General features: G+C 37.7%; 14 protein-coding genes. 7 read left to right on the top strand and 7 right to left on the bottom strand.

The genetic code is table 11. The annotated features are described in order from the left end of the window. Positions 1–17: 17 nt before the first annotated feature. Positions 18–1,313: a homoserine dehydrogenase gene (locus tag AC3ANL_RS06080; RefSeq protein ID WP_488328362.1), complete on the bottom strand. Its 1,296-nt coding sequence runs from the start codon at positions 1,311–1,313 to the stop codon at positions 18–20. 420 nt (positions 1,314–1,733) lie between these two features. Here AC3ANL_RS06080 and serA point away from each other — a divergent pair, with 420 nt between their 5' ends. Beyond that, the gene (gene serA, locus AC3ANL_RS06075) at positions 1,734–3,377 is read left to right on the top strand and encodes a phosphoglycerate dehydrogenase (protein WP_488328361.1); all 1,644 of its coding nucleotides are present in this window, start codon (positions 1,734–1,736) and stop codon (positions 3,375–3,377) included. A gap of 47 nt (positions 3,378–3,424) precedes the next feature. On the opposite strand, the gene AC3ANL_RS06070 is transcribed toward serA, so the two are convergent. Next, entirely contained in the window at positions 3,425–4,549 is a 1,125-nt protein-coding gene (locus AC3ANL_RS06070) for an HAD family hydrolase (RefSeq protein ID WP_488328360.1), read from the bottom strand. A gap of 223 nt (positions 4,550–4,772) precedes the next feature. Beyond that, a complete protein-coding gene (locus tag AC3ANL_RS06065) occupies positions 4,773–5,375 on the bottom strand; it encodes a cell wall hydrolase (protein WP_488328359.1) in 603 nt (200 codons plus the stop codon). Positions 5,376–5,724: 349 nt separating this feature from the next. Between AC3ANL_RS06065 and AC3ANL_RS06060 the strand changes: the two genes are divergently transcribed. The 3 genes from AC3ANL_RS06060 (at position 5,725) to AC3ANL_RS06050 (ending at position 7,516) form a co-directional block, all read left to right on the top strand. Further along, the gene (locus AC3ANL_RS06060) at positions 5,725–6,171 is read left to right on the top strand and encodes a Dps family protein (RefSeq protein ID WP_488328358.1); all 447 of its coding nucleotides are present in this window, start codon (positions 5,725–5,727) and stop codon (positions 6,169–6,171) included. Positions 6,172–6,365: 194 nt separating this feature from the next. Further along, positions 6,366–7,256 (top strand): tetratricopeptide repeat protein, encoded by an 891-nt coding sequence (locus AC3ANL_RS06055; protein WP_488328357.1) that lies wholly within the window; start codon positions 6,366–6,368, stop codon positions 7,254–7,256. 164 nt (positions 7,257–7,420) lie between these two features. Continuing rightward, positions 7,421–7,516, top strand: coding sequence for a YjcZ family sporulation protein (locus tag AC3ANL_RS06050; protein WP_488328356.1), 96 nt, complete (start codon positions 7,421–7,423; stop codon positions 7,514–7,516). A 75-nt stretch (positions 7,517–7,591) separates the two neighbouring features. Here AC3ANL_RS06050 and AC3ANL_RS06045 read toward each other — a convergent pair whose 3' ends face one another. Together AC3ANL_RS06045 and AC3ANL_RS06040 are read right to left on the bottom strand one after the other, a co-directional pair. After that, positions 7,592–8,002 carry a disulfide oxidoreductase gene (locus AC3ANL_RS06045; RefSeq protein WP_488328355.1) on the bottom strand — a complete coding sequence of 137 codons (411 nt, stop codon included), beginning with the start codon at positions 8,000–8,002 and terminating at the stop codon, positions 7,592–7,594. Further along, entirely contained in the window at positions 7,995–8,723 is a 729-nt protein-coding gene (locus tag AC3ANL_RS06040; RefSeq protein WP_488328354.1) for a DsbA family protein, read from the bottom strand. The genes AC3ANL_RS06045 and AC3ANL_RS06040 overlap by 8 nt, the downstream gene beginning before the upstream one ends. A gap of 245 nt (positions 8,724–8,968) precedes the next feature. On the opposite strand from AC3ANL_RS06040, the gene AC3ANL_RS06035 reads away from it, so the two are divergent. The 3 genes from AC3ANL_RS06035 to AC3ANL_RS06025 all read left to right on the top strand — a co-directional run bounded on the left by AC3ANL_RS06035 (position 8,969) and on the right by AC3ANL_RS06025 (position 12,596). Beyond that, on the top strand, positions 8,969–10,024 hold the full coding sequence (locus AC3ANL_RS06035) for a lactonase family protein (RefSeq protein ID WP_488328353.1): 1,056 nt from the start codon (positions 8,969–8,971) through the stop codon (positions 10,022–10,024). A gap of 218 nt (positions 10,025–10,242) precedes the next feature. Then, a complete protein-coding gene (locus AC3ANL_RS06030) occupies positions 10,243–11,976 on the top strand; it encodes a phospho-sugar mutase (protein WP_488328352.1) in 1,734 nt (577 codons plus the stop codon). Between the two features lie 155 nt (positions 11,977–12,131). Further along, positions 12,132–12,596 carry a VanZ family protein gene (locus AC3ANL_RS06025; protein ID WP_488328351.1) on the top strand — a complete coding sequence of 155 codons (465 nt, stop codon included), beginning with the start codon at positions 12,132–12,134 and terminating at the stop codon, positions 12,594–12,596. 86 nt (positions 12,597–12,682) lie between these two features. Here AC3ANL_RS06025 and AC3ANL_RS06020 read toward each other — a convergent pair whose 3' ends face one another. Together AC3ANL_RS06020 and AC3ANL_RS06015 are read right to left on the bottom strand one after the other, a co-directional pair. Continuing rightward, complete coding sequence (locus tag AC3ANL_RS06020) at positions 12,683–13,774, bottom strand: nucleotidyltransferase domain-containing protein (RefSeq protein ID WP_488328350.1); 1,092 nt, start codon at positions 13,772–13,774, stop codon at positions 12,683–12,685. A gap of 15 nt (positions 13,775–13,789) precedes the next feature. Continuing rightward, positions 13,790–15,598 carry an ABC transporter ATP-binding protein gene (locus tag AC3ANL_RS06015; protein ID WP_488328349.1) on the bottom strand — a complete coding sequence of 603 codons (1,809 nt, stop codon included), beginning with the start codon at positions 15,596–15,598 and terminating at the stop codon, positions 13,790–13,792. Positions 15,599–15,620: the final 22 nt, after the last annotated feature.

Here is a 15,620-nt window from a genome sequence, read left to right as displayed (position 1 = left end):
TAATAATCCCGCCCATCTCATAGTGATTTTCTCACCACTCTATAAGCACTTTTTATTTCTTTGACTGCTTTTAAATCGTTTAAGGCTAGTAATATTTTATCATAATTCGTTAAAGAAGCCTTATGTGTAACTAACACAATTTCTGACGTTTCATGTTTCTTGATTGGCAGCTGGAGTATTTTTTCAAAGCTTACACCGTATTTAGCAAAAATAGAGGTAATATCTGCGAAAACGCCCACCTCATCCTGTACATGAATCCGTAGGAAGTATTTTGAAAACTTTTCTTCGTTATCTTTTAACATCTTAGGATATTGGGGTGTAACTGCACTTCGGCCATTTACACCAAGCCTTAAATTTTTAATCACGCCTACTAAGTCTGAAACAATGGCTGTTGCAGTTGGCATACTCCCTGCACCTGGCCCATAAAACATCGTTTCACCCACTGCTTCGCCATATACATACACAGCATTATATTCATTTTGCACCGAGGCAAGCGGATGATTATTAGATAGAAAGGTAGGTGCGACACTCACTTCTACCTTTTCTCCTTCTCTATGTGCAAAACCGATCAGTTTCATTGTATACCCTAATTGCTTCCCATATCGCAAATCTTCTTCTGTTACCCTTGAAATACCGCTGACCTTAACATCGTCCAAATCAATATGCATGGAAAAGCCTAATGTAGCAAGAATCGTCATTTTGCGGGCAGCATCCAGTCCTTCCACATCTGAAGTTGGATCTGACTCTGCAAAGCCGAGCGCCTGAGCTTCTATCAAAACCTCATCATAGGAACGGTCTTCATCACTCATTTTCGTTAATATATAATTGGTTGTTCCGTTAACAATCCCCATCATTTGCGTAATTCGATCGGAGGCAAGGCCATCCACCAAACCTCTTAAAATAGGAATTCCTCCTGCCACACTTGCTTCATAAAATAAGTCGCAGCCATGTTCAGAGGCTACCGTTAACAATTCAGACCCATGCATGGCCATTAAATCTTTATTAGCAGTCACGACATGCTTTCCTTGGCGGAGAGCTGTAAGCAAATACTCCTTCGTATCTTCTACCCCACCCATCACTTCAATCACTACATCTATGTCTTGATCAAACAGGATATCCTCAGCGTTGGATGTTAGTAGCTTTGTTTCAATTTCAACCGGTCTGTTTTTGTGTACATCTTTAACAAGTATTTTTTTTATGACAACCGGGCACCCTACTTGATGGATTAATTTATCCTGATTTTTTTTAATAATCTTCACGACACCGGAACCAACTGTACCTAATCCTAATAAGCCTATTGAGATTGTTTTCATGAATTTCCCTCCCAAAACTGTCCGTTCGACACGTACAAACGTTTTTCCATTGTAGACATTATATGACTCTCTTTATTTTTTTACAATAGATTTATTTCTTAATTTTCTTAATGTAATCGATTACATGTTTATTAGGGTTGAATTGATTTTTTTATGTGAAAATTTTTAAATAAAAAATATTACTTTTACTTTATCCCTTTACATTCTTGAAGAGTTGATTGTAAAATTATTCATATATGAATTAATTTTTGAAATTTCAATCAATGACATCCTATTTATAAATGTAATCAGGAAAGCCAGCTTTTCATGCAGCAAAAGAGGGTATTACTCCGTTCATTCTCGTCCCTCATAACAAGGCAAATAGTCTGTTATGAGGGACGTTTTTATTGAAATACAAGTATATAGGAGGCTTGAGCGAACATGTATAAAGTTCTCGTAACTGATGGGATTAGTACCACAGGTTTAAAAAGCTTACTAGAGCATCCACATTTTGTCGTTGAAAGACAGCCTACACTACCAACTGCGGACTTGATAAAGATTATCGGCGCTTACGATGCTCTTATTGTCCGAAGCCAGACAAAGGTCACCGAAGAATTACTTTTGGCGGCCTCTCGTCTTCGGGTCATTGCGCGAGCAGGTGTAGGTGTCGACAACATTGATGTAAATGCCGCAACCCGAAAAGGAATTATCGTGATTAATGCCCCAGGTGCTAATACTATTGCGGCAACAGAGCATACACTAGCGATGATGTTGTCTTTAGCGAGAAAAATTCCTCAAGCACATCAAAAAACATCAACAGGTGAATGGGACCGTAACTCCTTTAAAGGAGTGGAATTGTATAAAAAAACCCTTGGTGTTATTGGTATGGGTAAGATTGGGACCGAAGTCGCCAAACGGGCAAAAAGCTTTGGCATGAATATTTTAGGTTATGACCCATATTTAACCGAAGAGCGGGCAGCAAAACTCGGAATCACAAAGGCCAGCCTGGATTTAATTGCCCAAGTTTCTGATTTTATTACCATCCATACCCCTCTGACCAATGATACAAGGGGAATCATCAATGACGACTATTTAAGAAAAACTAAAAAAGGCGTCCGCTTTGTCAATTGCGCCCGTGGTGGAATCATCGATGAGAAAGCTTTGGTAAAGGCCATTCAATCAGGCCATGTTGCCGGTGCAGCTCTCGATGTGTTTGAAAAAGAGCCAGTTGCAAATGCAGATTTATTGCAAAATCCAAATATTATCGTCACTCCACATCTTGGTGCATCTACGGTTGAGGCCCAAGAAAAGGTAGCTCAAGAGGTAAGTGCGGAAATTATTGAGATTTTTGAAACGCAGTCCATTCAAAACGCTGTTAATATGCCGCAAATGTCAGGAGAAACACAAGCAAAGCTTCAGCCATATCTGCTGCTTGGTGATCAAATGGGACAGCTGGTCATTCAATTATTAAATAAACAGGCACCTACTAAAATAGAAATCAATTACTATGGCGATTTAATTGATGAAGATACCGAATTACTGACGCGCACTTTATTAAAAGGGATCCTATCCTATCATCTAAGTGATTCTGTCAATTTAATAAATGCCCTTCATCTATTAAAGGAGCAGGGTGTTTCTTATAATGTTGTCAAACATGCTACCAATAAAGGCTTTGCCAATTACATGGATCTGATTGTCTCCAATGATTCGGACTCAGCCAAGATTGGCGCAACTGTTTTAAACGGTTATGGCGCGAGAATATTAAAAATTAATCAATATCGGATTGATGTGAAACCTGAAAAGTTCCTTTTATATATTAAACACCGTGACGTACCAGGGATGATTGGGAAAGTTGGATCTTTATTAGGCGATCATGACATCAATATTGGTACAATGCAGGTTGGACGGACAGAGGTCGGCGGCGAAGCTATTATGGTATTAACATTAGATAAGACGGTAAATGCGAATGTCATTCATGTCTTAAAATTAATTGATGGCTTAGAAGAAGCACAAGTACTAGAGTTAACCAATGTGGATCCATTTGTACCAGGGCAGTTTGAGCCTCAAAAAATAGAAAGTATCTAATTATTATGAACAGAGGGATTGCCTGTGCGGCAATCCCTCTGTTCATTTTATAAGATGTTTTTGATATCTAACACAGTATCAAGAATATAATCTGCCTCATGTTTTTCAAAATCCCTACGCGCATCTTTTCCTGATAGACCAGTTAAAACTGCAGCAAATTGACAGCCCAATTGTCTTGCTGCCAGTAGGTCTGCTAAAGAATCGCCGACAACTAAAATCTCTTCCTTATGCTCGATTGGCAGTGGGGTTTCTAGGCATTCTATTGGCGAGGTCCCTTTCCCTTTTAACCCCATTATATAAGTAAAAGGATGGGGCTTTGATAAGGATTTTCGCTCCGTAAGCACCTGTTCTGCCTTTAACACATCATCAGCTGTAATAATGCGCTGCTCATCAAAATATTGCAGCCAGTCTAAATGACGAAAAGGCTGAATCGTTTCTAATGCTGGCCTGCCCGTACCAATTCCAATCGTAAAACCAGAAGTGGTTAAAAATTGAAACAGTTTGTTAATTTCTTTGGCGGGAGCTAACGTCGTTTCATTTGCTAAAAATCCTTTTTTACCTGTTTGCACGGATGGCCTCCCGGTAGATTCAAAAACATTTTCATCGCCTACATACCATTCCTGAGAAACGTGCTCGCAAATAGACCACAGCTCGCCTTTTTGGAAAATAGAAGTTTCTACCCCAAGCTTTTCCTTTGCCAGCTCATTCAAATACGTCAGCAATTCCTGCTTCATTGCCTCGGACCGTTCAAAATCCTTAACAAACAAACTAAAATCGATTTCCACATGATAATTACGTAACACCTGGCCAATCTCTCTTAATGTTTCATAATGAATAGGTGCCTGACACCATTTGGTAATTTTTTCTAGTTCACTCTCTTTGATTTGTGACAAGAGGTGTATTAGTTGGTGGCTGAAGGATAAATAGATCATATCCCAGTTGGCATTAAGACCGCGTGATTTCATAAATTTGAGGACTTGATCATTCTCAAAGACGTGCTCCCGAATGGTCTTAATTTCTGTCTCACTATAGTTGGTTTTAAATTGGTCTGGGTCGAGTGCTAAATAATTACGGCTAATAAGCATCTCCCAAACAGTTAATGCCGATGCATCAAAGTAATGTTCTTCACTTAATATGACCCCATCTACGTCAAACAAAATTGTTTTAATCAACTTCCCATCCCTCATTTCCTAGCCTGCTTTTATACGTTATCGTATCACAGCATGTCCCATTATTGTATAGTTATTTAAAATCGAGCACCTCGCCAACCCCTGCTCAACAGAAAAAAGCCAAGAAAAATAAACCACAAAAAAAACAGTGATTTCCGATTTGGAATTCACTGTTTTTTTTTGTGTATAAATGTTCGATTATATATGGATACTATATTCAATCGACTTATTTTGCGAAACGGTGGTTGCCGATTGTTACTGTTACTTCTCGAGTGGTAATCCACTTACTTACAGCTGTTTTGGGATTATAGAAAAATAACGATCCATTTCCTTGACCTCTAAACGCTAAGGCTTCATTAACAGCACGCTTTGAAGCTGCATCGGCAGGTTGATTAATCTGACCATTTTGAACAGGTGTAAAGGCATAGTGTCCGTTAGAGATTTGATAAATAACTTCCCGCACAGAATTCGGGAAATCTGAACTTGAAACTCTATTCAAGATGACTGTAGCAACAGCAACCTTTCCAGCATAGGGCTCTCCCACTGCCTCTGCACGGACAAGACGTGCCATTAATTCTTTATCGGCCGCTGAAATAGTAGAATTAGGGATTACTAGATTCTTCCCCGCATAAAGAACACTGCTTGTTGCATTGTTCACTTTCATTAAACTCAAAACAGGCACCCCAAACTTGTTGGCGATTTTCCAATACGTCTCACCTGATTGGACTTTATGAGTTGTCGTTGCCGCTTCCGTTGTTCCATTTAACGTAAAAGCTGACATAGAAAAAATCAATCCTGTTGCAATCACTAGTTTTTTAAGTTTATTCATGTTATTCCCTCCCGTGATTTGTTTCTCTACCATTAAGGCTATCAGTTGTAACATACCTTTTCATTACCCAATATTTGCTAATGTATCATCGTCTGCAACCATGCCTAGCATGATAGGTTTTCTCTATTAAAAGGAAATAATGACCAACCCATCCTTTTTTCCTATTAATCCCTTCCAAGGATATTTAAGGTTTCAATATTACCGTTTGTTGCATGCTTGTAACATAAAAAGGAATACTCCATGCAAAATCTTCACTAAATTGACAACATATTCCTACATTTCATACAGGATTTCCGCGGTAACTTTGGTAATAATATAATAGAAGACAAAAAAAGGAGGATTTTTTATAATGGAAAATCAGTTAGTCAGCATCCTTAACAAACAAATAGCGAATTGGTCAGTTTTGTATATCAAGTTACATAACTATCACTGGTATGTAAAAGGTGGGCAATTTTTTACCCTCCATACTAAATTCGAAGAATTTTACAATGAAGCAGGTCTCCATGTCGATGAATTAGCGGAACGCTTGCTTTCGATAGGAGGAAATCCAGTAGCTACTATGAAGGAATGCCTTGAAATTTCTTCTATTAAAGAAGCTTCTGGCAGTGAATCAGCCGAAGAAATGGTTCAATCAGTCATCAATGACTTCTCGATACTTATTGGTGAATTAAAGGAAGGCATGAGTTTAGCGGAAGAAGGAAATGATGAAACAACTGGAGATATGCTGTTAGCGATTCATTCAGGTTTAGAAAAACATGTATGGATGCTAAGCGCATTCCTCGGAAGAGCATTATAAATTTCGTTTGCCCAACATCTAAATGTTGGGCTTTTTCAAATAAATAGTGGAACAGAGGATGTCTCAAGACAGAGGGTCAGACCCCTGTGAGACATCTTTTTTGTTTATATCGCTTCCTTATTGTCAAATCCTGTCGTAAACTGTACAATTTTAAGTACTATACATCCTATCCTAGGATTAACTGGGGGAATATCATGAAAAGATTTACGTTCCTTATTCTAACCGCCATTTTTCTATCTGCATGTACACCAAAGGCCTATACCGAAAGCTTTGATGCAGGAAAATCTGCTTTACAAAAGGGAGACTATGCTCAGGCAATCAATAAATTTGAAAATGCTTTAGAGGAAAAAGAGACGACTGAGGCAAAAAATTATCTTCATATTGCTCAATCCTTACAAGAAAGCCAAACACTGTACAAAGATGGAGACTTTGACGCGGCCATCAACTCTATCAAAAATCTATTAAAAGAAAAATCTACTGATGAAAAAGTGATTAAACAAGCAAATTCACTTTTGGCGGAGATTCAACAAGCTAAAACGATTTCAGATACATTTAAAGAAAAAATAGGTAAAGGAAAAACCCTTTTAGAAGATAATCAGTATGACCAGGCAGCAGCTGTTTTCAAGGAAATTGCTGAAACAACTGATTTACCTGAAGTAGCAGCGATCGAAACAATCGCCAAGGATGCGACAGAGCTTCTAAATGAAACAACGAAAAAGAAAAATGCTGCTGAACAAGAAAAGCAGCAGCAAGAAGAAGCTGCGAAAAAACAAGCGGAAGAAAAACAAATGAAAGAAAAGCAAATGGAAGAAAAGCAAGCTGAGCAAAAGCAGCAGAAACAGGAAGAAGCAAACAAAGCAATTACACATGAGCAAGCAGTGGAGCTTGTCAAGCAACACCTCAATATCGAATCAGATCAAAATGTAAAGGTTATTTATGACCATGATGCCGACAATGGAGATTATGTTATTCATGTCTACGAATTCATAGTTGATAATCCAAGTACAGGTGAAGGTCATACGAATACTTGGGGCTGGTATGGTGTAAACAAACAAACTAAGAAAATTTATGATGCAATGAATTAATTTTGAGGATGTCTCAAAAGGGTCTGACCCCTTTGAGACATCCTTTTTTAGTATACTTGGTTCCGCTAAACTTTGTCTTATTTTTCCATTTATAAACACTTGTCCATTTCAATATGAATCAAGCTTGCATATATTGTAATTATTTGAAGAAGGAGGTGATATCTATGTCTGATGGACACGGCCGCCACAACAACTTTGCTCTAATTGTGGTGTTGTTTATTCTTTTAATTATCGTCGGTGCATCTTTTATGATGTACTAATTTAACCAACAGCTCCTACGGTAAAAGAAAGAGCGGTAAACCAATTGGTTCACCGCTCTTTTAATCATTTTTAAATTAATCTTCTTTAGAACCGCGAGCTACAAGGATTAAGCTGACTGTAATAATCGCAAACGCGATAAACGCTAATAAGGGTATGGTTATAAAACCAAGCCAATTGATATAATCCTTCGAACAGGGCACCCCGGTTGTACACATTTCAAATTGCTGTAAATAAGGAATTCTTTGCAACAATGTATGATATCCGGAAATAATCATCCCAATAATAGACAATGGGAGTACATACCTATAAATTCCCTTATCATTACGATAAACCGCTATCCCTAAAATAATCGCTAAAGGATACATGAAAATTCTTTGATACCAGCATAAGGTACAGGGAATAAAATGCATCACCTCACTAAAATATAAACTGCCGAGTGTGGCAATAATAGCCGCGACCCAGGAAAGCAATAAGGACTTATTCATTATTATTCGCCGCTTTCTCTACCATATCTTTTAAGTCATCAATCGTTTGGCCTTCAAACATCTTCCCATCAACAAAAATGGTAGGTGTACCGGTTACACCTAGTTTTGAAGCGTAATCCATATCCTGATCAAAGGCATCTTTTGACTTATTAGCACGGAAGTTTTCAACTACCTTTTTTACATCTGCATCACTAGCGATTTCTTTTAACGTGCTAGTCAAAAAATCCTCTGTAAAAACATCCATTTTTTCTTTTTCCGGCTCTTTAGGCTGTAAATCAAACAGGCGGTCATGGAATTTCCAAAATGTATCGTTTCCAAGCTCTTGGTAGACAGATTCAGCAAACTTAGCCGAGCGGGTCGAATCCACATTAATAAAAGCGTCATTCATAAAATAAAACTTTGCCTTTCCTGTATTCACTAACTCTTGTTGAATGATCGGCACTACCTGTTCAGAAAAGTTCTTACAGTTTGGACATTTATAGTCACCAAATTCAATAATAGAGACCGGTGCGGACTCTTTTCCCAAGAATGGCTGATGGCTGTAATCAATCGATTCCTTTGGTTTAGCCTTATCGTCCGTGTTTGAATGATTGCCTAAAAAGATAAACCCCAGTACAAATGCAGCAATGATTCCAACTGTCCAAAAAATAAATGTGGACGATGATTTAGATTGATTCTTCGCGTTCTTGCTATTCTTTGTATTTTTTTTGTTTTTTGCCATAATCAAACTCCTTATAGTATGTATTTAAAAAGTAGTCTAACGTATTATCCTGGTTAGTTTAAATATTACTTATCCCACTAAATAATGCAAATAAAAGGTTTCTCCTACCAAAAACAAGGAATGTCTAAAAACAAACAGTCAGACCCTTTTATGATGAATTTGCTTTTATAAGTTGTTGTATTAAATAATCTTTCATTCTTTTGATAAAATAGTAATGAAAGATTATTTAACAAGGAGCCTACTTCATGACAACAAAATTTATCGGGTACATTGGAACTTATACAAAGGGCGAAAGTGAAGGTGTTTATTCTTTTACTTTTAATGCGAATGAAGCCCAAATAACAGATATCAAAGCTGTCGCACACTTGAAAAATCCTACTTACGTAAACATTAGTAGGGATAATCAATATCTTTATTCGGTATTGAAAGAAGGAGAAGACGGCGGGGTGGCCTCTTTTTCGATTAATAACGAGTCTGGAGAATTATCGGCCATTAACAAACAGTTATTACCGGGATCATCCCCTTGCCATGTTAGTCTTGATTCCCAAAGAAAATATTTATTTAGTACAAATTATCATAAGGGTACAATTGAATCTTATCTACTTGATTCGTCTACTGGTGCGATTTCTCCTCCCGTTTCTAGTATTCAACACGAGGGCTCTGGTCCTGATCCAAGACAAGAAAAGCCGCATACTCACTTTGCAGGAGTTACTCCAGACGAAAAGTACATAGCGGTGGTGGAATTAGGAACGGATTGTCTGATTACTTACCAACTTGGTCAGGATGGATCTTTAACGGAGGTTAGCCGCTTACCATTAAAAGGTGGCAGCGGACCAAGGCACCTTGCCTTTCATCCAAACAAGCAGTATGCCTACCTCATGACAGAGTTTAGTTCAGAAGTAATTGTTTTAAACTATCATTCAGAAAACGGTCATTTTACCGAAAAACAGTATATTTCAACCATTCCTGCCGATTTTAATGAAAATAACCAAGGAAGCGCTATTCATATTTCTTCCGATGGACGTTTTGTCTATGCCGGAAATCGAGGACATAATAGCATTGCCATTTTTTCTGTAAACGAGGAAACGGGCGAACTAACTTATGTTGACCGTGTTTCCACGGAAGGTGATTGGCCGCGCGATTTTTCATTGGATCCAACCGAAAAGTTTATCGTAGCTTCAAATCAGGAATCCAACAATTTGGTTATTTATGCACGCGATACTGCCACTGGAAAGCTAACAGTATTACAGTCTGACCTCGCCGTACCAAATCCAGTTTGTGTCAAGTTTTTAAATTATTAATTAAAATTACATGCAAGTCTTTACAAGGTATTAAAGATCCACACAATTTTTTGTGTGGATTTTTAATCTTGTATTTACTTTTGTACAAAATGTTACGGATGTGATTCTTCAATATATTTTTAAATATATGAAAAGACTATTAATTTTTAAGTGAAAATAGTATATTTACCATAGCATTTTTGATTCATTTAATTAAAAAGAAACGGGGGGGGCAATAAATGACTTGGTTAGATCAAGCTGAAAAATGGCTGTCTTTTTATGATCTTGAACAGGATTTAAAAGAAAAGTTAGTAGAAATAAAGGATAATCAAAAATTATTAGAAGATAGTTTTTATAAACACCTAGAGTTTGGAACAGGCGGAATGCGTGGAGAGCTAGGTCCAGGTACCAATCGATTAAATACATATACGATTCGGCGGGCGGCTGAGGGGCTTGCCCGTTATATAGCGGAACAGGGGGAAGAAGCAAAACAACGTGGGATTGTTATTGCATACGATTCTCGCCACAAATCTCCTGAGTTTGCACTTGAGGTTGCTAAAACAGTTGGTAAGCATGGAGTGAAGGCTTATGTATTTGAAGCACTCCGCCCCACACCCGTTTTGTCCTTTGCTGTTCGCTATTTACATGCCTTTTCTGGCGTCGTTATAACTGCAAGTCATAATCCACCGGAATACAATGGGTTTAAAGTGTATGGTGAAGATGGCGGCCAGCTGCCTCCAGAAGCTGCTGATATTATTATTCGTTACGTGAACGCAGTGGAAAATGAATTAACGGTTGAAGTGGCTGAAGAAAAAGATCTTCTTTCGAGTAACATGTTAACATATGTGGGGGAAAAGATTGACCAAGGATATGTGGAAAAATTAAAAACGCTTCAATTAAATCCCGAACTAGTAGCAAATGTAGCTAAGGATTTAAAAATCGTTTATACTCCGTTACACGGTACAGGGAATAAACCAGTTCGTGCCGGTCTAAAGGCCTTTGGCTTTGAAAATGTAACCATTGTAAAAGAACAGGAATTGCCTGATGCCAACTTTTCAACAGTAAAATCACCGAATCCCGAAGAACCTGCAGCATTTACATTGGCCATCCAATATGGCGAAGAAATTGCGGCAGATATCTTAATGGCGACAGACCCTGATGCGGACCGACTAGGGGTAGCGGTTAAGAATACAGCTGGAGAATATGTTGTTTTGACCGGTAACCAAACGGGCGCGTTAATGCTTGAATATTTATTATCACAAAAACAAGCAAAAGGCATCCTTCCCAACAATGGTGTCGTCATCAAAACCATTGTTACCTCTGAAATTGGCCGAGCGATTGCGGAACACTATGGTATCCAAGCACTGGATACACTGACAGGATTTAAATTTATTGGCGAAAAAATAAATGAATTTGAGCAGTCAGGCGCCTCTACCTTCCTATTTGGCTATGAAGAAAGCTATGGGTATTTAATTGGGGATTTTGTCCGCGATAAAGATGCCGTACAGTCTGCTATTTTTGCAGCAGAAGTAGCTGCTTTTTACAAATCAAAAGGCATGACTATGTATGAAGGACTTCTCGCTATTTTTGAAAAATACGGTTTTTATCAAGAAGCACTCCAATCGGTAACTTTAAAAGGAAAGGATGGTGCCGAACAGATTGCTGGCTTAATGGAAGCATTTAGAAAGGAACGAATAAGTGAGGTAGCAGGAACAGCCGTCACCTCTATCGAAGATTATTCAATTTCTGTACGATTTGCTGAAGGTGTTGAATCGAGAATTGAATTGCCACGTTCCAATGTTTTAAAATATCATTTAGCGGATGGATCATGGTTCTGCCTGCGTCCTTCTGGAACAGAGCCAAAAGCGAAATTTTACTTTGCTGTAAAGGGAGAAACACTTATTGAGTCTAAAGAGAAAATCTCTGCCCTTCAAGATGCAGTAATGGGTATGGTTAATGGCTTTTTGGCATAAAGAATATGCGAACCCTTGCCACTCAGGCGAGGGTTGTTTTTTTCAAAAGTTGAGCCCTTCTTTTCCTCCATTCGACACCTCCATATGACATTCTTTTTAACACTCGTCATTTATAATCGAATTATGAAATAAAAGCCAGATAGGAGAAACAGTTAATGGTTCATCGTAAACTCGATACTAGTAGGGTAACGAAAAAAAAGCAACTAGATAAGCGGGTAGTGGTTGTAAAAATTTCCTTAATTCTTTTATGGGGAATTTTTTTATTGATAAATACTTGGACAGAAAGCATCGAAAAACTAATCTATTTACACTCATTCGAATGGCGATGGGTGCCACAGCCAAACTTTTTGTCTTTCTTTTTTTTCCATGATTTCACCTTGGTTCATCCTGAATTTATTAAAATAAAGCTAGGGCATTTTATTGGATTTGCTATAATGGATTTCCTGATTTATAACTTAGTAAAAAACCACAAATATTCTATTGCAATAGCGCTTATTTTTGCCTTTATCACGGAATTTTTTCAACTGTTTTTTGGCAGGGATGGACGATTTTATGATCTTGTCATTGATTCTTTAGGGATTATATCGGTGTTTTTTATAATAAAAATACTTAAAGCGTAGCACAAAAAAACAATTCGTAGAAATAAAAAAAGGGTGTGCTAAATGCTCATCCTTATTTTTGTGTCTCGTATGGACTAATAGGAAAATTAATGTGGTGAAAATACCTTTATAATAGTCGCCATTCTCTTTTTATATAAACACAGGTACATCTTAAACAAAGAATTCCCGTGTTGTTCAACACCAATTTGAGCAGGCAGCTCATATTTAGAAGGAAAGAACCAATTATAGAGCTCGATTAAACTATGTTTAACAGAATCATAGCTAAAGAGCTGATAATCGATAAAGTCTATATATTGGTTTAACCCATTTACAGGATGATACTCCCATTTTGTATTCTTTAATATAAAAGGAAGTCTCTGCACATCACTTACATAAGGGATGTGCCGGTAAACAATCGATAAAGTCCTCTTCAGTCTTTTTAATGTTTTGTGTGATGCGGCTATGGTCAAAAGATCATCATAATCGATTTCATTACCTAATTTGTAGATCATTTGAATAATATCCAAAAAGTATTTCGTAGAATCTAGATTATGCCGCCAACCATGTAAGCAAATCATGTAAAAAGTATGGCTGGGTGATAACTCTTTTATATGTTTGCTGTCCCCAACTTGCTTAGCCTGCCTCCAGAAGTCATCTATATGGAACTCTGAAGTGCTCTCCTTCACCAGATTCCAATGCAGCTCTACCACTAATGGCATTGTAGAAGTAGGTAATTGCTTACTAAAACTGCAATGAAAATGTCCTGGAATCTGCTCTTCTTCAACGATAAATCCCAAAGATTTTACCAGTTTAATCGCTCTTTCCAGGTCTTGAAATCGAATTAATAAATCGATATCGGATGTGGCTCTGGCCCCAATATGTCCAAAAAATTTTGCAGCAAAATATACCCCTTTAAGCGGAATAACTTCAATCCCTTTCCCCTCAAAACTTTTTAGAATCGCATCCGTTTGATTTTTTATCAACAGGTTTTGAAAAAGCCCTTTTTCATAGCTTTCTTTTAAAGAATTTTGAAAAAAGGCAGGTGTTTGGCCAAGTCTTCCTTGCTGCTTTAATATGAAATAAACTTGAGACGAGATCCCATCCTCTTTAATATCCTGTAGGGCATATTGGTAGAATAGGTTATCAACTGGCAATGGTTGGTTTTGATCATATAGCAGCTTAACCATCTCTAAACTCATTGCCCTCAACTCCATTCAAGATTTTGCAACTAATGGGAATGCATTCTTTATTTTCGTTCCAAACGATGTTTCATTCAGTTTCCGATATAATCCAGCTTGCTTCACCAGCTCCTTATGGGTTCCTTGTTGAACAATTTTTCCTTGATCGATAACCATGATCACATCTGCATGTTGAATGGTGGACAAACGATGGGCAATGATTATAGTCGTTCGATCTTTCATTAATTCTTCTAAAGCCTCTTTTACGTAATATTCCGTTTCTCCATCTAAGGCAGATGTTGCTTCATCCAATAAAAGAATGGGGGCATTTTTTAGGATAGCTCTTGCTATGGCGATTCGTTGTTTTTGCCCTCCGGATAACTTCATTCCATTTTCACCAATTTCTGTGTCATATCCTTTTGGCAGTGACAGGATGAATTCATGAATTTCAGCCCGGATCGCTGCTTCTACCATTTCTTTTTCTGTAATATTAGGGCGGGCAATTAATAAATTTTCTCTCACCGTTCCTGAAAAAAGAAATGTCTCTTGTGGAACGAGCGCAATCGAGCTTCTTAATTCCGAGGCTGAAAACTCCTTTAGAGGTTTCCCGGAAATGAAAATTTCTCCTCTATGTGGTTTATAAAAGCCTTGTAGGAGATTAAATAATGTACTCTTTCCTGCGCCACTTGGACCAACTAGCGCAACTACTTTTCCTTCAGGGATTTCGAGATAGAATTGCTCAAAAACATTTTTATTTTCCACATAGCTAAAGGTAACATTCTGAAATTGGATAGCCCCCTTAATATCAACATTGGGAGAAAAGAAAGGAAGTTCTTTTAAATCAGCCGGTTTTTCGAGTACATCAAGCACCCTCTCAAGTGCAGAAACTGATCGTTGAAAGCCGGCCCAAATATTAGCCATTCCCGTAATTGGGTAGAACAAGTGAGTGACCAAGTTAAGAAAGGTTAACAAAGCACCGACTGTTAAACCTCCGTTTGCTACAAACAAAGCTCCAATCGAAAGATTCATGATAAAGGTAATATACCCAATAATTTGCTCACCTGTATGGTACCAATTTTGAAGTTTGGCATTCTCCATCTCTAATTGATATAAGTCTTGGTTTTGTTTGGCATACTTGTTGTATTGAAACTTTTCAAGAGTAAAGGAACGAATAACCATAAAACCATGAAGGGTCTCATTTAAAAGACTATTAATATTTCCTATTAACTTGTGAATTAATCTGCCATTTTTCCGCAACAATAGACCGAAAATGAGCCCAGATAGTGCGGCAATCGGGGCAATAATTAAACTTACCAAGCATAATGTCAAATTAATGTTCATGAGGTAAACAAACACTACAATATAGATAATAGGCAGCCTTATAATACTGAGCAGACTGCTTCCAATCATTCCATCCACACCATGAATATCATTTGAAAAATGGGACATTAATTCACCCGAACGATAATTGGCGGCCACGCCAGCCGGCAGCCTTAAGATATGATCAAACAAATGGTTTTTAAGGTCCATCTTGACTGCATTCGTAGCAATCAGATTAAAATAGGTATAGGAAACATTCGAGACGATACTCATTACAATCAGATAGGCCCCATATGGAATAAAAGACAGAATTTGCTTGTATCCTCCATGAATGGCAGCATCCGTGATATCCCCATAAAATTTTGCAAAAGAAATCGTTAAGTAAATATCTACTCCTAATAAAAGAAAAATGGTCAGATAAGCCTTCCATCTCTTCATGATAAAAGGCAGCACGAAAGAATAGGCTCTATGAATATCTTTCATTGTAAAATATTGTTTGATGAGCGCTTTAAGCTGTTCTTTCATGATATAGACACTCCATTTAGAC

The sequence above is a fragment of the Neobacillus sp. DHD-1R genome, from assembly GCF_057747995.1.
This window is presented reverse-complemented; position numbering and strand designations above follow the sequence as displayed.